Source organism: Pantoea phyllosphaerae (genome assembly GCF_051025595.1).
In the GTDB taxonomy this organism is placed as follows: Bacteria; Pseudomonadota; Gammaproteobacteria; order Enterobacterales; family Enterobacteriaceae; genus Pantoea.
In genome coordinates this window covers 30,683-53,803 of sequence record NZ_JBPFDE010000014.1, presented here as the reverse complement: position 1 = coordinate 53,803, position 23,121 = coordinate 30,683, and the positions used below count along the sequence as shown (strand labels likewise).

General features: G+C 59.6%; 20 protein-coding genes. 15 read left to right on the top strand and 5 right to left on the bottom strand.

Translation table 11 applies throughout. From position 1 onward, the window contains the following. Positions 1-177: 177 nt before the first annotated feature. The 5 genes from leuD to leuL form a co-directional block, all read right to left on the bottom strand. Positions 178-783: a 3-isopropylmalate dehydratase small subunit gene (gene leuD / locus ACR6A7_RS17100; protein ID WP_434126295.1), complete on the bottom strand. Its 606-nt coding sequence runs from the start codon at positions 781-783 to the stop codon at positions 178-180. A gap of 2 nt (positions 784-785) precedes the next feature. Further along, positions 786-2,189: a 3-isopropylmalate dehydratase large subunit gene (gene leuC / locus ACR6A7_RS17095; protein WP_434126294.1), complete on the bottom strand. Its 1,404-nt coding sequence runs from the start codon at positions 2,187-2,189 to the stop codon at positions 786-788. A 4-nt stretch (positions 2,190-2,193) separates the two neighbouring features. Beyond that, positions 2,194-3,285, bottom strand: coding sequence for a 3-isopropylmalate dehydrogenase (gene leuB, locus ACR6A7_RS17090; protein ID WP_048785145.1), 1,092 nt, complete (start codon positions 3,283-3,285; stop codon positions 2,194-2,196). 2 nt (positions 3,286-3,287) lie between these two features. Beyond that, positions 3,288-4,844, bottom strand: coding sequence for a 2-isopropylmalate synthase (gene leuA / locus ACR6A7_RS17085; RefSeq protein WP_033749470.1), 1,557 nt, complete (start codon positions 4,842-4,844; stop codon positions 3,288-3,290). A gap of 90 nt (positions 4,845-4,934) precedes the next feature. Then, positions 4,935-5,018 carry a leu operon leader peptide gene (gene leuL / locus ACR6A7_RS17080; protein WP_127908400.1) on the bottom strand — a complete coding sequence of 28 codons (84 nt, stop codon included), beginning with the start codon at positions 5,016-5,018 and terminating at the stop codon, positions 4,935-4,937. 728 nt (positions 5,019-5,746) lie between these two features. Here leuL and ilvI point away from each other — a divergent pair. The 15 genes from ilvI (at position 5,747) to ACR6A7_RS17005 (ending at position 23,120) form a co-directional block, all read left to right on the top strand. Beyond that, positions 5,747-7,471 carry an acetolactate synthase 3 large subunit gene (gene ilvI, locus ACR6A7_RS17075; RefSeq protein WP_434126293.1) on the top strand — a complete coding sequence of 575 codons (1,725 nt, stop codon included), beginning with the start codon at positions 5,747-5,749 and terminating at the stop codon, positions 7,469-7,471. A 2-nt stretch (positions 7,472-7,473) separates the two neighbouring features. Continuing rightward, a complete protein-coding gene (gene ilvN, locus ACR6A7_RS17070) occupies positions 7,474-7,965 on the top strand; it encodes an acetolactate synthase small subunit (protein ID WP_434126291.1) in 492 nt (163 codons plus the stop codon). 189 nt (positions 7,966-8,154) lie between these two features. Further along, the gene (gene cra, locus ACR6A7_RS17065) at positions 8,155-9,165 is read left to right on the top strand and encodes a catabolite repressor/activator (protein WP_434126290.1); all 1,011 of its coding nucleotides are present in this window, start codon (positions 8,155-8,157) and stop codon (positions 9,163-9,165) included. A 487-nt stretch (positions 9,166-9,652) separates the two neighbouring features. Next, positions 9,653-10,111 carry a division/cell wall cluster transcriptional repressor MraZ gene (gene mraZ / locus ACR6A7_RS17060; protein ID WP_434126288.1) on the top strand — a complete coding sequence of 153 codons (459 nt, stop codon included), beginning with the start codon at positions 9,653-9,655 and terminating at the stop codon, positions 10,109-10,111. 2 nt (positions 10,112-10,113) lie between these two features. Continuing rightward, the gene (gene rsmH / locus ACR6A7_RS17055) at positions 10,114-11,055 is read left to right on the top strand and encodes a 16S rRNA (cytosine(1402)-N(4))-methyltransferase RsmH (RefSeq protein ID WP_434126287.1); all 942 of its coding nucleotides are present in this window, start codon (positions 10,114-10,116) and stop codon (positions 11,053-11,055) included. Further along, the gene (gene ftsL, locus ACR6A7_RS17050; protein ID WP_434126286.1) at positions 11,052-11,372 is read left to right on the top strand and encodes a cell division protein FtsL; all 321 of its coding nucleotides are present in this window, start codon (positions 11,052-11,054) and stop codon (positions 11,370-11,372) included. The genes rsmH and ftsL overlap by 4 nt, the downstream gene beginning before the upstream one ends. Positions 11,373-11,388: 16 nt before the next feature. Next, on the top strand, positions 11,389-13,158 hold the full coding sequence (locus ACR6A7_RS17045; RefSeq protein ID WP_434126284.1) for a peptidoglycan glycosyltransferase FtsI: 1,770 nt from the start codon (positions 11,389-11,391) through the stop codon (positions 13,156-13,158). Further along, the gene (gene murE, locus ACR6A7_RS17040; protein ID WP_434126281.1) at positions 13,145-14,632 is read left to right on the top strand and encodes a UDP-N-acetylmuramoyl-L-alanyl-D-glutamate--2,6-diaminopimelate ligase; all 1,488 of its coding nucleotides are present in this window, start codon (positions 13,145-13,147) and stop codon (positions 14,630-14,632) included. Before ACR6A7_RS17045 ends, murE begins: the two co-directional genes overlap by 14 nt. Continuing rightward, positions 14,629-15,987 carry a UDP-N-acetylmuramoyl-tripeptide--D-alanyl-D-alanine ligase gene (murF, locus tag ACR6A7_RS17035; protein WP_434126279.1) on the top strand — a complete coding sequence of 453 codons (1,359 nt, stop codon included), beginning with the start codon at positions 14,629-14,631 and terminating at the stop codon, positions 15,985-15,987. Before murE ends, murF begins: the two co-directional genes overlap by 4 nt. Then, the gene (mraY, locus tag ACR6A7_RS17030) at positions 15,981-17,063 is read left to right on the top strand and encodes a phospho-N-acetylmuramoyl-pentapeptide-transferase (RefSeq protein ID WP_033749483.1); all 1,083 of its coding nucleotides are present in this window, start codon (positions 15,981-15,983) and stop codon (positions 17,061-17,063) included. The genes murF and mraY overlap by 7 nt, the downstream gene beginning before the upstream one ends. 2 nt (positions 17,064-17,065) lie before the next feature. Beyond that, positions 17,066-18,382: a UDP-N-acetylmuramoyl-L-alanine--D-glutamate ligase gene (murD, locus tag ACR6A7_RS17025; protein WP_434126277.1), complete on the top strand. Its 1,317-nt coding sequence runs from the start codon at positions 17,066-17,068 to the stop codon at positions 18,380-18,382. Further along, on the top strand, positions 18,382-19,608 hold the full coding sequence (gene ftsW / locus ACR6A7_RS17020) for a cell division protein FtsW (RefSeq protein WP_434126276.1): 1,227 nt from the start codon (positions 18,382-18,384) through the stop codon (positions 19,606-19,608). Before murD ends, ftsW begins: the two co-directional genes overlap by 1 nt. Then, positions 19,605-20,663: an undecaprenyldiphospho-muramoylpentapeptide beta-N-acetylglucosaminyltransferase gene (murG, locus tag ACR6A7_RS17015; protein WP_434126274.1), complete on the top strand. Its 1,059-nt coding sequence runs from the start codon at positions 19,605-19,607 to the stop codon at positions 20,661-20,663. The genes ftsW and murG overlap by 4 nt, the downstream gene beginning before the upstream one ends. Before the next feature lie 68 nt (positions 20,664-20,731). After that, complete coding sequence (murC, locus tag ACR6A7_RS17010; RefSeq protein ID WP_434126273.1) at positions 20,732-22,207, top strand: UDP-N-acetylmuramate--L-alanine ligase; 1,476 nt, start codon at positions 20,732-20,734, stop codon at positions 22,205-22,207. Next, positions 22,200-23,120 (top strand): D-alanine--D-alanine ligase, encoded by a 921-nt coding sequence (locus tag ACR6A7_RS17005; protein ID WP_434126271.1) that lies wholly within the window; start codon positions 22,200-22,202, stop codon positions 23,118-23,120. The genes murC and ACR6A7_RS17005 overlap by 8 nt, the downstream gene beginning before the upstream one ends. The last annotated feature ends 1 nt before the right edge of the window (position 23,121 follow it).

The following is a 23,121-nucleotide window of genomic DNA, read 5'->3' as shown; positions in this document are numbered from 1 at the left end:
GAGGGCACTGTTTTTCTTACAGGCAGCGCTAAAACTTAAAACGCGGGTGGCTGGGTCCGAAGAGCAAAGCGTCCCGCACCAGGGATGGTGCGGGCCGAGCGAGCAGGGATGCGTTTAGCGACTTTGCGATCGGACCCTGCCACTCGCGTTAGCTCCTGACCTGCAAACAGTGATGCCTTAATTCAAAAACGCAGGCTGGCGCTGTTCGTAATCGGTAATCGCCGCTTCGTGCTGCAGCGTCAGGCCGATGCTGTCGAGGCCGTTCAGCATGCAGTGGCGGCGAAAGCTGTCGATCTCGAACGAGTAGATTTTGTCGCCCGCCGTCACCGTCTGCGCTTCCAGATCGACGGTAAAACGGATGCCCGGCTGCGCCGCCACCAGCTTAAACATCTCATCCACCTGCTCGTCGCTGAGGCGCACCGGCAGCAGCTGGTTGTTAAAGCTGTTGCCGTAGAAAATATCGGCGAAGCTCGGCGCAATCACCACGTGAAAACCGAAATCGGTCAGCGCCCAGGGCGCATGCTCACGCGACGAGCCGCAGCCGAAGTTTTCGCGCGCCAGCAGAATGCTGGTGCCCTGAAACTCTGGCTTATTGAGCACAAAGCTGGCGGTCGGCACGGTGCCGGCGTCGTCGTCAAAGCGCCAGTCGTGAAACAGATGGGCGCCAAAGCCGGTGCGCGTTACCTTCTGCAAGAACTGCTTGGGAATAATGGCGTCGGTGTCGACGTTCGCCGCGTCCAGCGGGGCGACAATGCCGGTATGCTGAGTGAATTTTTTCGCCATGATCAAGCTCCTGTCAGTTCACGGATATCGGCAAAGTGGCCGGAAACCGCGGCGGCGGCGGCCATCGCCGGGCTGACCAGATGCGTGCGTCCGCCGCGGCCCTGGCGCCCTTCAAAGTTACGGTTGCTGGTCGAGGCGCAGCGCTCGCCTGGATTCAGACGGTCGTTGTTCATCGCCAGGCACATCGAGCAGCCCGGCAGGCGCCATTCGAAACCGGCTTCCAGAAAGATTTTATCCAGGCCTTCCGCTTCCGCCTGCGCTTTCACCGGACCGGAGCCCGGCACCACCATCGCCACCACGCCCGGCGCGACCTTGCGTCCTTTAGCAATCGCCGCCGCGGCGCGCAGATCCTCGATACGTGAGTTGGTGCAGGAGCCGATAAACACCTTATCGATCGCCACGTCGGTCAGGCGAATGCCCGGCTGCAGATTCATATAGGCGAGCGCCTTCTCGGCGGAGGCGCGTTCGACCGGATCGGTAAACGAGGCCGGGTTCGGGATCGGCTCATCCACGGCGATTACCTGGCCCGGGTTGGTGCCCCAGGTCACCTGCGGCGCGATATCGGCAGCGTTCAGCGTAACCACCGCGTCGTAGTGCGCGCCTGCGTCCGATTTCAGGGTGCGCCAGTATTCCACCGCCTGCTCCCACTTCTCGCCCTGCGGCGCGAACTGACGGCCTTTCAGGTAGTTGAAGGTAGTCTCGTCGGGGGCGACCAGGCCCGCCTTGGCGCCCATCTCGATCGCCATATTGCACAGCGTCATGCGGCCTTCCATACTCAGGGCTTCGATAGCCGGACCGCAGAATTCGACCACGTGGCCGGTGCCGCCCGCGCTGCCGGTTTTCCCGATAATCGCCAGCACGATATCCTTCGCGGTGATGCCCGGCGCGGCGTCGCCCAGCACCTCGATTTTCATGGTCTTCGCGCGACCCTGCTTCAGCGTCTGGGTCGCGAAAACATGCTCCACTTCTGAGGTGCCGATGCCGAAAGCCAGCGAACCGAACGCGCCGTGCGTGGCGGTGTGTGAATCACCGCAGACGATGGTCATGCCCGGCAGCGTCATGCCTTGCTCTGGCCCGATAACGTGCACAATGCCCTGGAACGGGTGGTTCAGATCGTAGAGCTGTACGCCGAACTCGGCGCAGTTCTTCATCAGCTCCTGCATCTGAATGCGCGCCATCTCGCCGGAGGCGTTGATATCTTTGGTCTGGGTCGAAACGTTATGGTCCATGGTGGCAAACGTCTTCGACGGCTGACGCACTTTGCGGCCGTGGGCGCGCAGACCGTCGAAGGCCTGCGGCGACGTCACCTCATGGATCAGGTGACGATCGATATAGAGCAGCGGCGTCTCGTTGGGCGCTTCGTGAACGACATGTGCATCAAATAACTTCTGGTATAAGGTTTTCATTATTTTATTTTTCCTCGGCGATAAAGCGGGCAATCACGCTGCCCATCTCATCTGTGGTGACGGCGGGGCCGTCACCGGCCAAATCTCGGGTACGGTAGCCTTCTTCCAGCGCGCGGCTGACGGCGCGCTCAATGCTGTCAGCGGCGGCATCCGCATTCAGGCTGTAGCGCAGCAGCAGCGACAGCGACAGGATCTGCGCCACCGGGTTCGCGATATTCTGTCCGGCGATATCCGGCGCGGAGCCGCCTGCCGGCTCATACAGACCGAAACTCTCTTCATTCAGGCTGGCTGACGGCAGCATGCCCATCGAGCCGGTGATCATCGCGCACTCGTCAGAGAGAATGTCGCCGAAGAGATTGGAGCAGAGCAGCACGTCGAACTGCGACGGGTCTTTAATCAGCTGCATGGTGGCGTTATCGATATACATATGGCTCAGCTGCACGTCGGGATAATCCTGCGCCACTTCATTGACGATTTCGCGCCACATTACCGAGGTCTGCAGCACGTTGGCTTTATCGATAGAGGTCACTTTATTGCGACGCTTGCGCGCCGACTCAAAGGCGATGCGGGCGATGCGTTCAATCTCGAAACGGTGATAAACCTCGGTGTCGAAGGCGCGCTCATGCGGACCGCTGCCTTCACGACCTTTCGGCTGGCCGAAGTAGATACCGCCGGTGAGCTCGCGCACGCACAGAATATCGAAACCTTTTGCGGCGATATCGGCGCGCAGCGGGCAAAAAGCTTCCAGCCCCTGGTAGAGCGCGGCGGGACGCAGGTTGCTGAACAATCTGAAATGCTTGCGCAGCGGCAGCAGCGCGCCGCGTTCCGGCTGCGCGGCGGGCGGCAGATGCTCCCATTTCGGGCCGCCGACTGAGCCGAACAGGATCGCGTCGGCCTGCTCGCAGCCTGCGACGGTCGCAGGCGGCAGCGGTTCACCGTGACGGTCGATGGCGATGCCGCCAACGTCATACTCACTGGTGGTAATACGCATATCAAAGCGATGACGAATGGCGTCCAGCACTTTCAGGGCCTGCGCCATCACTTCCGGGCCGATACCGTCGCCGGGCAATACTGCGATATGAGAAGAGGTAGACATAGTTACACCGTTTCCTTCTGAAATTTGCGCTGCAATTCTTTTTCGACTTCTTTGGCGCGCCAGATATTGTTCAGCGCGTTCACCATCGCTTTCGCGGAGGATTCGACGATATCGGTCGCCAGACCCACCCCGTGGAATTTGCGGCCGTTATAGTTGACCACGATATCCACCTGGCCCAGCGCGTTTTCGCCGTGGCCTTTCGCCGTTAACTTGTAGTTCACCAGCTCGGCTTCGAAGCCGGTAATGCGGTTGATCGCCTGGTAAACCGCGTCGACCGGGCCGTTGCCGGTGGCGGCGTCCGCTTTGGTCTCTTCGCCGCAGCCCAGCTGTACTGACGCGGTCGCCGTGACGCTGGAGCCGGTCTGCACGTTGAATTCGTTCAGCTGGAAATACTCTGGCTCTTCATGCTGCTTGTTGATAAAGGCCAGCGCTTCCAGATCGTAATCGAACACCTGGCCTTTCTTGTCGGCCAGCTTCAGGAAAGCGTCATACAGCGCGTCCAGGCTGTAGTCGCTCTCTTTATAGCCCATCTCTTCCATGCGGTGCTTCACCGCAGCGCGGCCGGAGCGCGAGGTCAGGTTCAGCTGGATTTTGTGCAGGCCGATCGACTCCGGCGTCAGGATTTCGTAGTTCTCACGGTTTTTCAGCACGCCGTCCTGATGAATACCGGAGGAGTGGGCAAAGGCGTTAGAGCCGACCACCGCTTTGTTCGCCGGGATCGGCATATTGCAGATCTGGCTGACCATCTGGCTGGTGCGGTAGATTTCCTGATGCTGGATATTGGTATGCACGTTCAGGATCTGCTGGCGGGTTTTAATCGCCATGATGACCTCTTCCAGCGCGCAGTTGCCAGCGCGCTCGCCCAGACCGTTCAGCGTGCCTTCCACCTGGCGTGCGCCCGCCTGCACGGCCGCCAGCGCGTTGCCGGTCGCCATGCCTAAATCGTCATGGGTGTGCACCGACAGAATCGCTTTATCGATATTGGGCACGCGATTAATCAGCTGGCTAATGATGCTGGCGTATTCGCCCGGCAGGGTGTAGCCCACGGTGTCCGGAATGTTGATGGTGGTGGCGCCGGCGTTAATCGCCGCCTCCACAACGCGACACAGATCGTCGATGGGCGTGCGGCCGCCATCTTCGCAGGAGAACTCCACGTCGCTGGTGTAGTTGCGCGCACGCTTCACCATGTGCACCGCGCGTTCAATCACCTCTGGTAAGGTGCTGCGCAGTTTGGTGGCGATATGCATTGGCGAGGTGGCGATGAAGGTGTGGATACGATAGGCCTCCGCCACGCGCAGCGCTTCATAGGCGGCGTCGATATCTTTCTCGACGCAGCGCGCCAGCCCGCAGACGCGGCTGTTTTTAATGGTGCGCGCGATGGTCTGTACGGATTCGAAGTCGCCCGGCGACGAGACCGGAAAACCGACTTCCATCACGTCGACGCCCATGCGCTCCAGCGCCAGTGCGATCTGCAATTTTTCTTTCACACTCAGGCTGGCCTGTAATGCCTGCTCACCGTCGCGCAGAGTGGTATCGAAAATAATGACTTGCTGGCTCATCGTATTCATCCTTATGCGTTAACTTCACCGTGCAACGAGCATAAAAAAACCCGCGCAAGGCGCGGGTTTTTAACTTTCAGCAGGTTCGAATCAGTGTTTGATTCTGCCCACGAGTCTACCGCGCAAACTGAATGCGTTAAGTAGTAGACCGAGTAGGCGGAATGAATGAAACATGGATTCGAGCCTCGTAAAATTTTGTGCTGCACATATTGGTACTGGAATCGCGACGGGATGTCAACCATAAGTAAAAGGGTATTTTCAGCGAACGTTAAGAAAATAATTCTGCGATTTCGCGCCAGATCAGTGGAACAGACAATGTGCGGAAAAATGGCGCGCAGGAGAGGCGGAGTACGGCAATGATTTTACTATATCCCTTTGATTTTTAATCATTAGAATGAATTTCTTTGACCGCCTCAGCAAAACCCTTTTGCCGCTGCGTGGCAGCACATTGTTGTGCATTGCCTTTATTTTAGAGTTGATAACGCCAGAAATGAATTTCACAGGAAAATTGTGGGCTGATGTTGGCAGAATTAATTTTTTATTATTTCTTATAACCCGCTGAAAATGATTTTGTCTTCAGCATTTTCTTCTGCCTAACTTCCGGTGAATTAGATAATTCCTCGCGCGCTTAACTTATCGCGCAGAGGCTTTACGGCCGGCGGAACGATAAGCGCAGATTCTGACGTTTGCCTGCCAGGTTTTCTACGGTTATGGTAATCGACCAACTCTTAAAACAATTAACCAAGCAGATTTCTCTGTATCTGGATGTCGGAAAGGCGTTCCGGCGTCTGCGCATAAACATAAGGTTTTGATCTTAACTGGCGAATGTGGGGCAGGATGCCAGTGGCGCGCAGGAACAGCGAGCGTCAGTGGATTCAGTTCCTCAAGCCTGGAGGCAGAAAATGGAGATGTTGTCAGGAGCCGAAATGGTCGTCCGTTCGTTAATCGATCAGGGCGTGAAGCAGGTATTTGGTTATCCGGGCGGCGCGGTGCTGGATATTTATGATGCGCTGCAAACCGTCGGCGGAATCGATCACGTACTGGTGCGCCATGAGCAGGGCGCGGTACATATGGCGGACGGCCTGGCGCGCGCGACTGGCGAAGTCGGCGTGGTGCTGGTGACCTCGGGACCCGGCGCAACCAATGCGATTACCGGTATCGCCACCGCCTATATGGATTCGATTCCGCTGGTGATCCTGTCAGGGCAGGTGCCGTCCTCGCTGATTGGCTACGACGCCTTTCAGGAGTGCGACATGGTGGGGATTTCCCGCCCGGTGGTGAAGCACAGCTTTCTGGTGAAAAACACCGAAGAGATCCCGACCGTGCTGAAAAAAGCGTTCTGGCTGGCGGCCAGCGGGCGTCCGGGACCGGTGGTGATCGATCTGCCGAAGGATATTCTGAATCCGGCCAAAAAACTCCCTTATGCCTACCCGGAATCAGTGAGCATGCGCTCCTACAACCCGACGATTCAGGGGCACAAAGGACAGATTAAGCGCGCGCTCAATACGCTGCTTGCCGCGCGTAAGCCGGTGATGTACGTCGGCGGCGGCGCAATTACCTCGGCGTGCGAGGCGGAGCTGTTGCAGCTTGCGGAGCAGCTAAACATTCCGGTCACCAGTTCGCTGATGGGGCTGGGCGCTTTCCCCGGCACGCATCGACAGTCGGTGGGCATGCTCGGCATGCACGGCACCTACGAAGCCAATATGACGATGCATAACGCCGATCTTATCTTTGCCGTCGGCGTGCGCTTTGACGATCGCACTACCAATAACCTGGCAAAATATTGTCCGAACGCGACGGTGCTGCATATCGACATCGATCCGACTTCGATTTCGAAAACCGTGGCGGCGGATATTCCCATCGTCGGCGATGCGAAGCAGACGCTGCAGCAGATGCTCGATCTGCTGGCGCAGAGCGAGACGAAGCAGGATCTCGATAGCCTGCGCGACTGGTGGCAGAGCATCGAGGGCTGGCGCAGTCGTAAATGCCTGGCGTTCGATCGCAACAGTGAAAAGATCAAGCCGCAGGCGGTGATCGAAACGATCTTTCGCCTGACTAACGGCGACGCCTACGTCACGTCGGACGTTGGCCAGCATCAGATGTTTGCCGCGCTCTATTATCCCTTTGACAAACCGCGCCGCTGGATCAACTCCGGCGGGCTCGGCACCATGGGCTTTGGGCTGCCGGCCGCGCTGGGCGTGAAAATGGCGCTGCCGGAAGAGACGGTGATCTGTGTAACCGGCGACGGCAGCATTCAGATGAATATTCAGGAGCTCTCCACCGCGCTGCAGTACGATTTGCCGGTGCTGGTGCTGAGCCTGAACAACCGCGTGCTCGGTATGGTGAAGCAGTGGCAGGATATGATCTATTCAGGCCGCCATTCGCAGTCGTATATGGAGTCGCTGCCGGACTTTGTACGCCTGGCTGAGGCGTACGGTCACGTTGGCATTGCGATTCAGCATCCGTCTGAGCTGGAAGAGAAGCTGCAGCTGGCGCTGGATACGCTGGCGAAAGGGCGGCTGGTGTTCGTCGACGTCACCGTCGACGGCAGCGAGCACGTCTACCCGATGCAAATCCGCGGCGGATCGATGGATGAGATGTGGCTGAGCAAAACGGAGAGGACATAATTATGCGTCGTATTTTATCGGTTCTGCTGGAGAACGAATCCGGCGCATTGTCTCGCGTGGTGGGCCTCTTTTCCCAGCGCGGCTATAACATCGAGAGCCTGACGGTCGCGCCGACCGACGATCCCACGCTGTCGCGTATGACCATCCAGACCGTTGGCGACGAAAAGGTGCTGGAGCAGATTGAAAAGCAGCTGCATAAGCTGGTGGATGTGCTGCGCGTCAGCGAGCTGGGGCAGGGCGCCTATGTCGAGCGCGAAATCATGCTGGTGAAGCTGCAGGCCACCGGTTACGGCCGTGAAGAGGTGAAACGCAGCGCGGAGATCTTCCGCGGCCAGATTATCGACGTGACGCCGACGCTGTACACGGTTCAGCTCGCAGGCACCAGCGACAAGCTTGACGCCTTTCTCAATACCGTGCGCGAAGTAGCGGAAATTGTTGAAGTAGTGCGTTCTGGCATCGTCGGCGTGTCGCGCGGCGATCGCATTATGCGGTAATTGCTCAGGGTGACAGTCTCTAACCCGGCGTAATGCCGGGTTTTTTTATTTTATGCGCTATGCAGGGATCGCTAAGAAAAGCGGTTGCTCAGCGCGAAGTTCTGCTGTTAGATGTTACAAACGAGTTACCCTTAGCTTATTTGCGGACATCTGCCCGCAATGCGGCTCGCCGTGAAGTATGGAGTTATCGTGAAACTGGATGAAATCGCGCGCCTGGCAGGCGTGTCGCGCACCACGGCCAGTTATGTCATCAATGGCAAAGCGCGGCAGTATCGTGTCAGCGAAAAAACCGTCGAGAAAGTGATGGCGGTCGTGCGTGAGCATAACTACCACCCCAACGCCGTGGCGGCGGGCCTGCGTGCTGGTCGTACGCGTTCGATCGGCCTGGTGATCCCCGATCTGGAAAACACCAGCTATACCCGCATCGCCAACTATCTTGAACGTCAGGCGCGTCAGCGCGGCTATCAGCTACTGATCGCCTGCTCGGAAGATCAGCCCGACAATGAAATGCGTTGCATCGAACATCTGCTGCAGCGCCAGGTTGATGCGATAATCGTTTCAACCTCGTTGCCGCCTGAGCATCCGTTCTATCAACGCTGGATCAACGATCCGCTGCCGATTATCGCGCTGGACCGTGCGCTGGATCGTGAACACTTCACCAGCGTCGTGGGCGCCGATCAGGACGATGCCTTTACGCTGGCGGCTGAATTGCGTCAGCTGCCGGTGAAAAACGTGCTGTTTCTCGGCGCGCTGCCCGAGCTTTCCGTCAGCTTTCTGCGTGAAATGGGTTTCCGTGACGCCTGGAAAGAGGATCCGCGCCCCATCGACTATATCTACTGCAACAGCTTCGAGCGCACGGCGGCAGCGGCGCTGTTTGAGAAGTACCTTGACGGCCACGATATGCCGGAAGCGCTTTTTACCACGTCGTTCGGTCTGCTGCAGGGGGTCATGGACGTCACGCTGAAACGTGACGGACGCCTGCCGACTGACCTCGCGATCGCCACATTTGGCGACCACGAATTACTGGACTTTTTAGAGTGTCCGGTGCTGGCGGTGGGGCAGCGTCATCGCGACGTGGCGGAGCGCGTGCTGGAGTTAGTTCTGGCTTCGCTGGATGAACCACGAAAACCGAAACCGGGATTAACGCGCATTCGTCGAAATTTATTTCGTCGCGGCCAGCTCAGCCGCAAAGTTAAATAGCTGACGGGCAGCAATACCGCTGCCCTTAAATTTTTTTGTATTAACATTCGTCAATTTTAAGGGTAAAAAAGCGTAAAGCTGCGACACCTCATCTAACAAATTAGCGGCGATGTGATTGTTAAATGTTCATTTCTTTGGGCCGGTACACACTCCCGCCCCGCCTGAAACAGTAGGCGCTGCTTTCGGAACTCCCCTAAAATGACGCCCCTGTCTCAGAAATGGTGAAGAATATTAGCGCATCACGTCAGGCTTATTTTTAAGCGTTTTTTTTAGCAGTCTGGTTTTTATTCCATTATTCATCAGGTTAATTTTTAAAATTGACCTTTTGCCCAATTTGCCCCTTTTCAATCAGCGAAATCCCCCCTTGTAAATAGTTATATTCCCGCCGCGCTTCGGCTTGACAACGATTTCATCGCCTCCGTAAACTCGTGGCGTGGTAAAAAGTGGGGTAAAGTGGTGAAAATGGGGAGCTGAGGGGAAGACTGGCATGTTCCGTGGAGCAACGTTAGTCAATCTCGACAGCAAGGGGCGACTGGCCGTGCCAACGCGCTATCGCGAAACGCTGATCGGGGAATCTCAAGGGCAGATGGTTTGCACCATCGACCTTCATCAGCCATGCCTGTTGCTTTATACCCTGCCCGAATGGGAAATCATCGAAAAAAAGCTGTCTCGCTTATCCAGCATGAACCCCGTTGAGCGGCGCGTACAGCGCCTGCTGCTGGGGCATGCCAGTGAGTGTCAGATGGACAGCGCAGGCCGTTTGCTGCTGGCGAATACCCTTCGGCAACACGCGCACCTGACGAAAGAAGTGATGCTGGTCGGCCAGTTCAACAAGTTTGAACTGTGGGATGAACAGACCTGGTATCAACAAGTCAAGGATGACATTGACGCAGAACAGTCGGCTCAGGAACCTTTATCTGAGCGGTTGCAGGACTTGTCGCTATAGCTATGCAGGAAAATTTTAAACATACCACGGTGCTGCTGGACGAGGCGGTTAACGGCCTCAACATCAGGGAAGACGGCATCTACATCGACGGCACCTTCGGTCGCGGCGGACATTCACGTCTGATTCTGTCGCAGCTGGGCCCGCAAGGACGGCTTATCGCCATCGATCGCGACCCGCAAGCTATCGCCGCCGCCGCCGAAATCGCCGATCCGCGTTTCTCGATCGTGCATGGCCCCTTCTCCGCGCTGGCTGACTATGTCGAGGAGCTGGGCTTAAGCGGCAAAATCAACGGCATCTTGCTCGATCTGGGCGTCTCGTCGCCGCAGCTGGACGACGCGGAACGCGGCTTCTCCTTTATGCGTGACGGGCCGCTGGATATGCGCATGGATCCAACGCGAGGCCATTCCGCCGCCGAGTGGCTGCTGCAAGCAGAAGAGACTGATATCGCCTTTGTGCTGAAGACCTACGGCGAAGAGCGTTTTGCGAAACGCATTGCGCGCGCCATCGTCGAGCGCAACCGCGAACAGCCGATGACGCGCACCAAAGAGCTGGCCGACGTTATCGCGGCGGCAACGCCGGTGAAAGATAAGTTTAAGCATCCGGCAACGCGCAGCTTTCAGGCGATCCGTATCTGGATCAACAGCGAACTGGAAGAGATTGAAAAAGCGCTGAAAGGGGCGCTAACGGCGCTGGCGCCCGAAGGACGCCTCTCCATCATCAGCTTCCACTCGCTGGAAGATCGTCTGGTGAAGCGTTTTATGCGCGACCAGAGCCGCGGCCCACAGGTGCCAGCCGGTCTGCCGATGACCGAGTCGCAGCTTAAAGCGCTAGGCGGACGCCAGCTGAAGCTGCTCGGCAAAATGACGCCGGGTGACGCGGAGGTGGCGGACAACCCGCGCGCGCGCAGTTCGGTCCTGCGCATCGCAGAGAGAACCGACGCATGATCGGCAACGAACGTCACAGCCTGCCCGGCGTCATCGGCGGCGATCTGCTGCGGTTCGGCAAAATCCCGCTGATTTTGCTCACCGCCGTGCTGGTGTCGGCCGTGATGGTGGTGACGACGACACACAAAACGCGTCTGCTGACCGCGCAGCGCGAACAGCTGGTATTAGAGCGCGACGCGCTAGACATTGAATGGCGTAACCTGATCCTTGAGGAGAACGCGCTGGGCGATCACAGCCGGGTGGAGCGCATCGCCACCGAAAAGCTGCAGCTACAGCACGTAGACCCATCCCAGGAAAATATCGTGGTACAGAAATAAGGAACGCTAAATCGCAATGAGCGGCGCAAGCAAAACGCTGAAGAAGTTGAAAAAACAGGAAGATAAGGCCAGCTTTGTAAGCTGGCGCTTTGCGTTGCTGTGCGGCTGTATTTTACTGGCGCTGTTTGGCCTGCTCTCACGTGTCGCCTGGCTGCAGGTCATCAGCCCCGATAAGCTGGTGAAAGAGGGCGATTTGCGCTCGCTGCGCGTACAGGCGGTGCCTACCGCGCGCGGCATGATCAGCGATCGCGCCGGTCGTCCGCTGGCGGTCAGCGTGCCGGTCAACGCCATCTGGGCCGACCCGAAAGAGCTGCACGACGCGGGCGGCGTGACCCTCGACGGCCGCTGGAAAGCGCTCGCCGACGCGCTCTCTATTCCCCTCGATCAGCTGGCGACGCGCGTCAACGCCAATCCCAAAGGACGCTTCATCTATCTGGCGCGGCAGGTCAATCCCGCCATCAGCGACTACATCAAAAAGCTGCGACTGCCCGGCATCCATCTGCGCGAAGAGTCGCGCCGCTACTATCCGGCCGGTCAGGTGACGTCTCATCTGATCGGCTTTACCAATATTGATGGCCAGGGGATCGAAGGCATCGAGAAGAGCTTCGATAAATGGCTGACCGGCGCGCCGGGCGAGCGAACGGTGCGTAAAGACCGTAACGGCCGCGTGATTGAAGATATCTCATCGGTGGACAGTCGTGCCGCCCATAACCTGACGCTCAGCATCGACGAACGCCTGCAGGCGCTGGTCTACCGCGAACTTAACAACGCGGTGGCGTTCAACAAAGCTGAATCGGGCACGGCCGTACTGGTGGACGTCAATACTGGCGAAGTGCTGGCAATGGCCAACAGCCCGGCCTACAACCCAAACAACCTCAGCAACACGCCAAAAGAGATGATGCGCAACCGCGCCATCACCGACATCTTCGAGCCTGGCTCGACCGTCAAGCCGATGGTGGTGATGACGGCGCTGCAGCGCGGCGTGGTGCGGGAAAACAGCGTGCTTAATACGGTGCCGTACCGTGTTAATGGCCATGAAATCAAAGACGTGGCGCGCTATAACGAATTGACCCTTACCGGGGTTCTGCAGAAGTCGAGTAACGTCGGCGTTTCACGGCTGGCGTTAGCGATGCCCTCCTCAGCGCTTGTAGAAACTTATGCGCGCTTTGGCCTGGGTAAACCGACCAATTTGGGGCTGGTCGGGGAAAGTAGTGGCTTATACCCTCAAAAACAACGGTGGTCTGACATAGAGAGGGCCACCTTCTCTTTCGGCTACGGGCTAATGGTAACGCCGTTACAGTTAGCGCGTGTCTACGCGACCATCGGCAGCTACGGCATCTTCCGGCCGCTGTCGATTACCAAAGTCGATCCGCCTGTCGCAGGCGAGCGCGTCTTCCCGGAACCGCTGGTGAAAACCGTGGTTCATATGATGGAAAGCGTCGCGCTGCCGGGCGGCGGCGGCGTAAAAGCGGCCATTAAAGGCTATCGCATCGCGATCAAAACCGGTACGGCGAAAAAAGTCGGCCCGGATGGCCGCTACGTCAATAAATATATCGCCTATACCGCAGGCGTCGCGCCTGCCAGTCATCCTCGTTTTGCGCTGGTGGTGGTGATCAACGATCCCCAGGCCGGCAAGTATTACGGTGGTGCGGTTTCCGCGCCGGTGTTCGGTGCCATCATGGGCGGCGTTCTGCGCACCATGAATATCGAACCGGACGCGTTGCCGACCAATGACAAAAACGAGCTGGTGACAAACAGAAGTGAGGAAAAAAGTGACAGATCGTAACCTGCGCGACTTGCTGGACCCGTGGGTGCCAGGCGCGCCGGCGCGTCCCCTGGGTGACATGACACTGGATAGCCGCAAGGCGGCGTCCGGCGATCTGTTTGTGGCCGTCGCAGGCCACCACGCCGATGGACGGCGTTTTATTCCGCAGGCGATCGCGCAGGGCGTGGCCGCCGTGATTGCAGAGGCCGAAGGCGAAGCCAGCGATGGCGATATTCGCGAAATGCACGGCGTGCCGGTGATTTACCTGGCGCAGCTGGCGCAGCGGCTCTCCGCGCTGGCGGGCCGCTTCTATGGTCAGCCCGGCGAAAAGCAGAAGCTGATTGGCGTGACCGGCACCAATGGCAAAACCACGACCACGCAGCTGCTGGCGCAGTGGGCGCAGCGGCTGGGCGAAACCGGCGCGGTGATGGGCACGGTCGGCAACGGCCTGCTCGGACAGCTGACCGCCGCAGATAACACCACCGGCTCGGCTGTGGAGGTCCAGCATCTGCTGCAGGAGCTGGCGCAGCAGGGCGCGACGCTGACCGCGATGGAGGTTTCTTCACACGGTCTGGTGCAGCATCGCGTTGCCGCGCTGCCGTTCGCCGCCGCGGTCTTTACTAATCTGAGCCGCGATCATCTCGACTATCACGGCGATATGCAGAGCTACGAATCGGCTAAAAAGCGGCTGTTTACCGACCATCAGGTCGGCGAAATGATCCTGAACGCCGACGACGAAGCAGGGCGCCGCTGGCTGGCGACCCTGCCCGACGCCGTTGCCGTTACCATGGAAAACAATCTCCAGCCTTGCTGTCACGGCCGGTGGGTAAAAGCCGAAGAGGTGACTTATCAGGACAATGGCGCGCATATTCGCTTCAGCTCAAGCTGGGGCGAAGGTGAATTCAGCAGCCATCTGATGGGCGCCTTCAACGTCAGCAATCTGCTGCTGGCGTTCGCCACGCTGCTGGCGCTCGATTATCCGCTCGCCGATCTGGTGCGGACGGCGCCGCAGCTGCAGCCGGTATGCGGGCGCATGGAGGTCTTCAGCGCGCCGGGCAAGCCGACCGTAGTGGTGGATTATGCCCATACGCCAGACGCGCTGGAGAAGGCGCTGGAAGCCGCGCGCCTGCACTGTAAAGGCAGGTTGTGGTGCGTATTTGGCTGCGGTGGCGATCGCGACAAAGGCAAGCGTCCCCTGATGGGCGCTATCGCCGAGCAGTTCGCGGACGTCGTAGTAATTACCGACGATAACCCGCGCAGCGAAGATCCGCAGGCTATCGTTAACGACATTTTGACCGGCCTGCTTGAGCCGCACCGCGCGCGCGTTGTCGCTGGACGGGCGCAAGCGGTCACTAACGCCGTTCTGCAGGCCCAGCCTGACGACATCGTGCTGGTGGCGGGCAAAGGTCATGAAGATTATCAAATCGTGGGAAATCGTCGTCTGGATTATTCCGACCGCGCCACGGTTGCCGCGTTATTAGGAGTAACGGCATGATCCCGGTTTCCCTTACCACGCTGGCCGAGATCAGCGGCGGCGCGCTTTACGGCAGCGATCTTGTGCTGAGCGACGTCACGACAGATACGCGCAAAGTGACGCCCGGCAGCCTGTTCGTCGCGCTGGTGGGCGAACGCTTCGACGCCCACGATTTTGCCGCTGACGCTATCGCCAGCGGCGCGCAGGCGTTATTAGTGAGTAAGCATTTACCTTTTTCTGTCCCGCAGGTCGTCGTGGCCGACACGCGTATCGCGTTCGGCAAGCTGGCCGCCTGGGTGCGCCAGCAGTCGAAGGCGCGCGTCGTGGCGCTGACCGGCTCCTCCGGTAAAACCTCCGTCAAAGAGATGACTGCCGCCATCCTGCGCGAGTGCGGCGAAACGCTCTATACCGCCGGCAACCTGAATAACGATTTTGGCGTGCCGATGACGCTGCTGCGCCTCACCGAACAGCATCAGTATGCGGTGATCGAACTGGGCGCCAATCATCAGGGCGAAATCGCCTATACCACCGAATTGACGCGCCCAGAGAGCGCGCTGGTGAATAACCTGGCGGCGGCGCATCTGGAAGGCTTCGGTTCGCTGGCGGGCGTGGCGAAGGCGAAAGGGGAGATCTTCAACGGTCTGCCGGCGAACGGCACCGCTATCCTCAACGCCGACAGCAACGACTGGCCGCACTGGCAGGCCAACCTGCACGGCAAGCGCGTCTGGCGCTTTTCGCCGCAGGCATCCGACATCGACTTTACCGCGCGCGATATCCGCCTGGGCGTAGACGGCACCCACTTTATCCTGCAGACGCCGCGCGGCGACATCGACGTCACGCTGCCGCTGCCTGGCCGCCATAATATCGCCAACGCGCTGGCCGCCGCCGCGCTGGCGCTGTCGGTCGATGCGCCGCTTAGCGCCATTCAGAGCGGGTTAAAAAAGCTGCAGGCCGTGCCTGGCCGCCTGTTTCCCATTCGCCTCGGCGAGCATCAGCTGCTGCTTGACGATAGCTATAACGCCAACGTCGGCTCAATGACGGCCGCCGCGCAGGTGCTGGGCGAGATGCCCGGCTATCGCGTGATGGTGGTGGGCGATATGGCGGAGCTGGGCGATGAGGCGGAACAGTGTCATCGCGAAGTCGGCCTGGCGGCGAAAGCCGCAGGCGTCGATCGCGTGCTGAGCGTGGGCGCGCTGAGCGCCAGCATTAGTGAAAGCAGCGGGGTTGGCGAACATTTCGCCACTAAGACCGCGCTGACTGAACGTTTACGGACGTTGTTGTCCGAACATCGGGAATTAACCGTTTTGATTAAAGGTTCGCGGAGTGCTGCCATGGAGCAGGTCGTGCAGAATCTACAGGAGATGGGAACATGTTAGTCTGGCTGGCCGAGCATCTGGTCGCTTTTTATTCCGGCTTCAACGTCTTTTCATATTTGACGTTTCGCGCCATCGTCAGCCTGCTGACCGCTTTATTTATCTCTTTATGGATGGGGCCGCGCCTGATCGCCTGGCTGCAAAAGCTGCAAATTGGTCAGGTAGTGCGCAATGACGGTCCGGAGTCGCACTTCAGCAAGCGCGGCACCCCGACCATGGGCGGGATTATGATCCTCACCTCAATTACCGTTTCGGTACTGATGTGGGCCTATCCTTCTAATCCCTACGTCTGGTGCGTGCTGGTCGTGCTGGTGGGCTTTGGCATCATCGGCTTTGTCGATGACTATCGCAAAGTGGTGCGCAAAGATACCAAAGGACTGATCGCGCGCTGGAAATATTTCTGGATGTCGGTGATTTCGCTCGGCGTGGCGTTCGCGCTCTACGCCGCTGGCAAAGGGACGCCCGCCACGCAGCTGGTAGTGCCGTTTTTCAAAGACATCATGCCCCAGCTTGGCCTGTTCTACGTCGTGCTGGCCTACTTCGTTATCGTTGGCACCGGCAATGCCGTGAATCTCACCGACGGTCTGGACGGCCTGGCGATTATGCCGACCGTGTTTGTCGCTGCCGGGTTCGCGCTAGTGGCCTGGGCAACCGGCAACGTCAAGTTCGCCGAGTATCTGCATATTCCCTACTTGCGCCATGCGGGCGAGCTGGTGATCGTCTGTACCGCCATCGTCGGGGCAGGGCTGGGCTTTTTGTGGTTCAACACCTATCCGGCGCAGGTCTTTATGGGCGATGTGGGATCGCTGGCGCTGGGCGGCGCGCTCGGCACGCTCGCCGTGCTGCTGCGTCAGGAATTTTTACTGGTGATCATGGGCGGCGTGTTCGTGGTTGAGACGCTGTCGGTGATCCTGCAGGTAGGATCGTTCAAGCTACGCGGACAGCGCATTTTCCGCATGGCGCCGATTCATCATCACTATGAACTGAAAGGCTGGCCGGAACCGCGCGTCATCGTGCGCTTCTGGATCATTTCGCTGATGCTGGTGCTTATTGGCCTGGCCACGCTGAAGGTACGTTAATTATGGCTGACTATCGGGGCAGAAAAGTCGTCATTATCGGGCTGGGCCTCACGGGGCTCTCCTGTGTTGATTTCTTTTTAGCGCAAGGCGTAACGCCGCGCGTGATGGATACCCGTGTGTCGCCGCCGGGACTCGACAAGCTGCCTCAACAGGTAGAGCGCTATACCGGCGGGCTGAACAGCGACTGGCTGCTGGCGGCTGATCTGATCGTCGCCAGCCCAGGCATGGCGCTGGCGCATCCGGCATTAACTGAAGCGGCCGAGGCGGGCGTGGAAATCGTCGGCGATATTGAGCTGTTCTGCCGCGAAGCGCAGGCACCGATCGTGGCGATCACCGGCTCCAACGGCAAGAGCACCGTTACCACGCTGGTTGGCGAGATGGCGCGCGCTGCAGGATGGCAGGTCGGCGTGGGCGGCAATATTGGCCTGCCGGCGCTGTCGCTGCTGAAATCGCCCGCACAGCTTTACGTGCTGGAGCTCTCCAGCTTCCAGCTCGAAACCACCTGGAGCCTGAAAGCCGCGGCGGCGACCATTCTCAATGTCACCGAAGATCATATGGATCGCTATCCGCTCGGTATGCAGCAGTACCGCGCCGCGAAGCTGCGCATCTATGAAAACGCGCGGGTTTGCGTCGTCAATGCCGACGATGCGCTGACCCTGCCGGTGCGCGGCGCCGATGCGCGCTGCGTCAGCTTCGGCATCGATTTCGGCGACTATCACCTTAATCGTCAGCAGGGCGCCACCTGGCTGCGCGTGCAGGGTGAAAAAGTACTCAACACCGATGAGATGAAGCTGGTAGGCCAGCATAACTATACCAATGCGCTGGCCGCGCTGGCGCTGGCCGATGCCGTGGGCCTGCCGCGCGCCTCCAGCCTGGCGGCGCTCACCAGCTTTAGCGGGCTGGCGCATCGCTTCCAGCTGGTGCATGAAGCCAACGGCGTGCGCTGGATCAACGATTCGAAAGCCACCAACGTCGGCAGCACCGAAGCGGCGCTTAACGGCCTGCAGGTCAATGGCCGACTCTGGCTGCTGCTGGGCGGCGACGGCAAATCGGCGGATTTCACGCCGCTGGCGCGCTATGTGCAGGACGAGAAGGTTCGCCTTTACTGTTTTGGCCGCGATGGCGACGCGCTGGCGGCGCTGCGTCCCGACAACGCCGTGCGCACCGAGACAATGCAGCAGGCGATGGCGCTGATCGCGCCGCAGGTGCAGCCTGGCGATATGGTGCTGCTGTCGCCCGCCTGCGCCAGCCTGGATCAGTTCCGTAATTTTGAACAGCGCGGCGATCGCTTCGCGCAGCTGGCGAAGGAGTTAGGCTGATGCGTATTCCTGGCGGCGGAATGATAATTGGACTCTTCGCCTTTATCGGCAGCCGGCTTAAAGACTGGGTCATGGGCGCGCGCGAAAGCGACGATTCCGCTCTGGTGCTCTATGACCGCACGCTGCTGTGGCTCACCTTCGGCCTGGCGATTATCGGCTTCGTGATGGTGACCTCGGCCTCGATGCCGGTGGGGCAGCGTCTCAACGACGATCCTTTTTACTTTGCCAAGCGCGACGCCTTCTATATCGTGCTCGGGCTCGGCATCGCGCTGGTCACGCTGCGCGTGCCGATGGATTTCTGGCAGCGCTACAGCAACGCGATGCTGCTGGCCACGGTGGTGATGCTGCTTATCGTACTGGTGGTGGGCAGCTCGGTGAACGGCGCCTCGCGCTGGATCGCTCTCGGCCCGCTGCGTATCCAGCCAGCGGAACTCTCGAAGCTGTCGCTCTTCTGCTATCTCGCCAGCTATCTGGTGCGCAAGGTAGAAGAGGTGCGCAATAACTTCTGGGGCTTCTGCAAACCGATGGGCGTGATGGTGGTGCTGGCAGTGCTGCTGCTGGCGCAGCCTGACCTTGGCACCGTGGTCGTGCTGTTTGTCACCACCCTGGCGATGCTCTTCCTGGCGGGCGCGAAGCTGTGGCAGTTTCTGGCGATTATCGGCTCCGGCATGTTCGCCGTGGTGCTGCTGATTATCGCGGAACCTTACCGTATGCGCCGCGTAACCTCGTTCTGGAACCCCTGGGAAGATCCTTTCGGCAGCGGCTATCAGCTGACGCAGTCGCTGATGGCGTTCGGCCGCGGCGAATTCTGGGGGCAAGGGCTCGGCAACTCGGTGCAAAAACTGGAGTATCTGCCGGAAGCGCACACCGACTTTATCTTCTCTATCATCGGCGAAGAACTGGGTTATATCGGTGTGGTTTTAGCCTTGTTGATGGTATTCTTCGTCGCTTTTCGTGCGATGTCGATCGGCCGCCGCGCGCTGGAGATCGATCAGCGTTTTTCCGGCTTTCTCGCCTGTTCTATCGGCGTGTGGTTCAGCTTCCAGGCGTTGGTTAACGTCGGCGCGGCAGCGGGCATGCTGCCGACGAAAGGGCTGACGCTGCCGCTGATCAGCTACGGTGGCTCCAGCCTGTTGATTATGTCGACGGCGATTGTGTTTTTACTGCGTATTGATTATGAAACGCGCCTGACCAAAGCGCAGGCGTTTACCCGAGGTGCCCGATGAGTGGGAAGCGTTTGATGGTGATGGCGGGTGGAACCGGCGGACATGTTTTCCCCGGTCTGGCCGTTGCCCATCATCTGATGGAACAGGGGTGGCAGGTTCGCTGGCTCGGCACCGCCGACAGAATGGAAGCGGATCTGGTGCCAAAACACGGTATCGAGATTGAGTTTATTCGCATCAGCGGTCTGCGTGGCAAAGGCCTGAAAGCGCTGCTGCTGGCGCCGATGCGGATTTTCAACGCCTGGCGTCAGGCGCGCGCCATTATGCGGGCATGGCAGCCGGACGTGGTGCTGGGCATGGGCGGCTATGTTTCCGGGCCTGGTGGCCTTGCGGCCTGGAGCTGCGGCATTCCGGTGGTGCTGCATGAGCAGAACGGCATTGCCGGGCTGACCAACAAGTGGCTGGCGAAGATCGCCAGCAAAGTGATGCAGGCCTTTCCCGGCGCCTTCCCGCATGCGGACGTCGTCGGCAATCCGGTGCGCACCGACGTGCTGGCGCTGCCGCTGCCGGACGCGCGCCTGGCCAACCGCAGCGGTCCAATTCGCGTGCTGGTGGTCGGCGGCAGTCAGGGCGCGCGCGTGCTGAACCAGACGCTGCCTCAGGTCGCGGCCGCGCTGGGCGACAGCGTGACGCTGTGGCATCAGACCGGCAAAGGCGCACAGCAGGATGTGCTTAAGGCGTACCAGCAGGTCGGCCAGACGCAGCACAAGGTCACGGAATTTATTGACGATATGGCGGCCGCCTACGCCTGGGCGGATGTGGTGGTGTGCCGCTCCGGCGCGCTTACCGTCAGCGAAATCGCTGCAGCGGGCTTACCGGCGATTTTCGTGCCTTTTCAGCATAAAGATCGTCAGCAGTACTGGAATGCGCTGCCGCTGGAAAAAGCGGGCGCGGCCAAAATTTTTGAGCAGCCGCAGTTTACCGCGGATGCCGTGGCGGAGACGCTGCGTCGCTGGGATCGCCCCACGCTGTTGAGCATGGCGGAAAAAGCCCGCCAGGTGGCGATCCCCGATGCGACCGACAGGGTCGCGCGTGAAGTGGCGCGCGCCGCGAAGTGAATAATCGGGCCAGCGTGCTGGCCGGTGCCGCAACAGGCACGGATAGAGATGACAGGTAACTGAGAACGATGAATACACAACAACTGGCAAAACTGCGCTCCATTGTGCCCGAGATGCGTCGCGTCCGGCACATTCACTTTGTCGGCATCGGCGGTGCCGGCATGGGCGGTATTGCCGAAGTGTTGGCGAACGAGGGTTACCATATTAGCGGCTCCGATCTGGCGCCGAACGCGGTGACGCAGCATCTGGCGGCGCTGGGCGCCACCATCTATTTTAACCATCGCCCGGAAAACGTCACCGACGCCAGCGTGGTGGTGGTCTCCAGCGCGGTGGCGCAGGACAACCCGGAACTGGTCGCAGCGCGCGAACAGCGTATTCCTGTGATCCGTCGCGCCGAGATGCTGGCGGAGCTGATGCGTTTTCGCCACGGCATCGCTATTGCCGGCACGCACGGCAAAACCACCACCACGGCGATGGTGTCGAGCATCTATGCAGAGGGCGGTCTGGATCCGACCTTCGTCAACGGCGGGCTGGTTAAGGCGGCGGGCACGCACGCGCGGCTCGGCAGCAGCCGTTACCTGATTGCTGAAGCGGATGAGAGCGACGCCTCTTTCCTGCATCTGCAGCCGATGGTGGCGGTAGTGACCAACATTGAAGCTGACCATATGGATACCTACCAGGGCGACTTCGAAAACCTGAAGCAGACGTTTATCAACTTTCTGCACAACCTGCCGTTTTACGGCCGTGCGGTAATGTGCATCGATGATGCGGTGATCCGCGATTTGATCCCGCGCGTGGGGCGTCATATCACCACCTACGGCTTTAGCGATGATGCCGATGTGCGCATTGAACACTATGAGCAGCGCGGCGCGCAGGGGCACTTTACCCTGGTGCGCCACGACAAGCCCCTTTTGCAGGTCACGCTGAATGCGCCAGGCCGTCATAATGCGCTCAACGCGGCCGCCGCCGTTGCGGTGGCGAGCGAAGAGGGCATTGACGACAACGCGATTCTTGCCGCGCTGGAAAGCTTCCAGGGGACAGGCCGTCGCTTCGATCTGCTGGGCGAATTCCCGACGGAGCCGGTAAACGGCAATCCGGGCACGGCGATGCTGGTCGACGATTACGGCCATCATCCGACCGAAGTTGACGCCACCATTAAGGCGGCGCGCGCCGGCTGGCCGGATAAAAAACTGGTGATGGTGTTTCAGCCGCACCGCTATACGCGCACCCGCGACCTGTTCGACGACTTCGCCAACGTGCTGTCGCAGGTCGATGTGCTGCTGATGCTGGATGTCTATTCAGCGGGCGAAACGCCGATTCCGGGCGCGGACAGCCGCGCGCTGTGCCGCTCTATTCGCGGGCGCGGCAAGGTCGATCCGGTGCTGGTGCCGGATCACGATGCGCTGCCGGAGATGCTGGCGCCGCTGCTGTCGGGCAACGATCTCATTCTGGTGCAGGGCGCCGGTAACGTAGGCAAAGTGGCGCGCAAGCTGGCGGATGGCAAGCTGCAGCCCGAGCGCAAAGCGGAGGAGCGTCATGGCTGATAAAGTCGCCGTCCTGATGGGCGGCACCTCGGCGGAGCGCGACGTGTCGCTGATGTCCGGCAGCGCGGTGCTGGCCGGTCTGCGTGAGGCGGGCGTTAACGCGCATGCGGTCGACACGCGCGACGTTTCGGTACTGACGCTGAAAGAGCAGGGCTTCGACGCCGCGTTTATTGCGCTGCACGGCCGCGGAGGCGAAGACGGCACGCTGCAGGCGGTGCTGGAATTTTTACAGCTGCCCTATACCGGCAGCGGCGTGATGGCGTCGGCCATTACCATGGATAAGCTGCGCACCAAACTGCTCTGGCAGGGGCGCGGGTTGCCCTCGGGCCGTTTTGTCTGGCTGACGCGCGAGCAGTATCAGGCGGGTCTGAACGCAGAAATGCGCGACGCCGTTGAAGCGCTTGGCCTGCCGCTGTTCGTCAAACCGAGCAGCGAAGGCTCCAGCGTCGGCATCAGCCGCGTCAATACGCTGGCAACGCTGCCTGCTGCGCTGGATGAAGCGTTCCGCCATGATGACAACGTGCTGATTGAAGCGTTTCTCAGCGGGGCGGAGTATACGGTCGGCATTATTGGCGACCAGATTCTGCCTGCCATACGCATTCAGACCGCCAGTGAATTTTATGACTATGAAGCAAAATACATTTCTGACGATACTCAATACTTCTGCCCGGCAGGATTGAGCGCGGAGCGGGAAGCGGAGCTACAGACGCTGGTCTGGGACGCATGGCGCGCGCTGGGCTGTAGCGGCTGGGGACGCGTAGACGTGATGGCGGATGGCGAAGGCAACTTCCAGTTGCTGGAGGCGAACACCTCGCCAGGCATGACCAGCCACAGTCTGGTGCCGATGGCGGCAAGCGTTGCGGGCATAGGCTTCTCGCAGCTGGTGGCGCGCATTCTGGAACTGGCTGACTGAT

Excerpts from the sequence above, each read along its gene's own strand:
- leuB (WP_048785145.1), bottom strand. The coding sequence starts at position 3,285 with ATGTCTACCTCTTCTCATATCGCAGTATTGCCCGGCGACGGTATCGGC.
- mraZ (WP_434126288.1), top strand. The coding sequence starts at position 9,653 with ATGTTCCGTGGAGCAACGTTAGTCAATCTCGACAGCAAGGGGCGACTG.
- leuD (WP_434126295.1), bottom strand. The coding sequence starts at position 783 with ATGGCGAAAAAATTCACTCAGCATACCGGCATTGTCGCCCCGCTGGAC.
- mraY (WP_033749483.1), top strand. The coding sequence starts at position 15,981 with ATGTTAGTCTGGCTGGCCGAGCATCTGGTCGCTTTTTATTCCGGCTTC.
- murG (WP_434126274.1), top strand. The coding sequence starts at position 19,605 with ATGAGTGGGAAGCGTTTGATGGTGATGGCGGGTGGAACCGGCGGACAT.
- murC (WP_434126273.1), top strand. The coding sequence starts at position 20,732 with ATGAATACACAACAACTGGCAAAACTGCGCTCCATTGTGCCCGAGATG.
- ACR6A7_RS17045 (WP_434126284.1), top strand. The coding sequence starts at position 11,389 with ATGAGCGGCGCAAGCAAAACGCTGAAGAAGTTGAAAAAACAGGAAGAT.
- murF (WP_434126279.1), top strand. The coding sequence starts at position 14,629 with ATGATCCCGGTTTCCCTTACCACGCTGGCCGAGATCAGCGGCGGCGCG.
- ilvI (WP_434126293.1), top strand. The coding sequence starts at position 5,747 with ATGGAGATGTTGTCAGGAGCCGAAATGGTCGTCCGTTCGTTAATCGAT.
- murD (WP_434126277.1), top strand. The coding sequence starts at position 17,066 with ATGGCTGACTATCGGGGCAGAAAAGTCGTCATTATCGGGCTGGGCCTC.
- ACR6A7_RS17005 (WP_434126271.1), top strand. The coding sequence starts at position 22,200 with ATGGCTGATAAAGTCGCCGTCCTGATGGGCGGCACCTCGGCGGAGCGC.
- leuC (WP_434126294.1), bottom strand. The coding sequence starts at position 2,189 with ATGAAAACCTTATACCAGAAGTTATTTGATGCACATGTCGTTCACGAA.
- ilvN (WP_434126291.1), top strand. The coding sequence starts at position 7,474 with ATGCGTCGTATTTTATCGGTTCTGCTGGAGAACGAATCCGGCGCATTG.
- leuA (WP_033749470.1), bottom strand. The coding sequence starts at position 4,844 with ATGAGCCAGCAAGTCATTATTTTCGATACCACTCTGCGCGACGGTGAG.
- rsmH (WP_434126287.1), top strand. The coding sequence starts at position 10,114 with ATGCAGGAAAATTTTAAACATACCACGGTGCTGCTGGACGAGGCGGTT.
- leuL (WP_127908400.1), bottom strand. The coding sequence starts at position 5,018 with ATGTTTCATTCATTCCGCCTACTCGGTCTACTACTTAACGCATTCAGT.
- ftsL (WP_434126286.1), top strand. The coding sequence starts at position 11,052 with ATGATCGGCAACGAACGTCACAGCCTGCCCGGCGTCATCGGCGGCGAT.
- ftsW (WP_434126276.1), top strand. The coding sequence starts at position 18,382 with ATGCGTATTCCTGGCGGCGGAATGATAATTGGACTCTTCGCCTTTATC.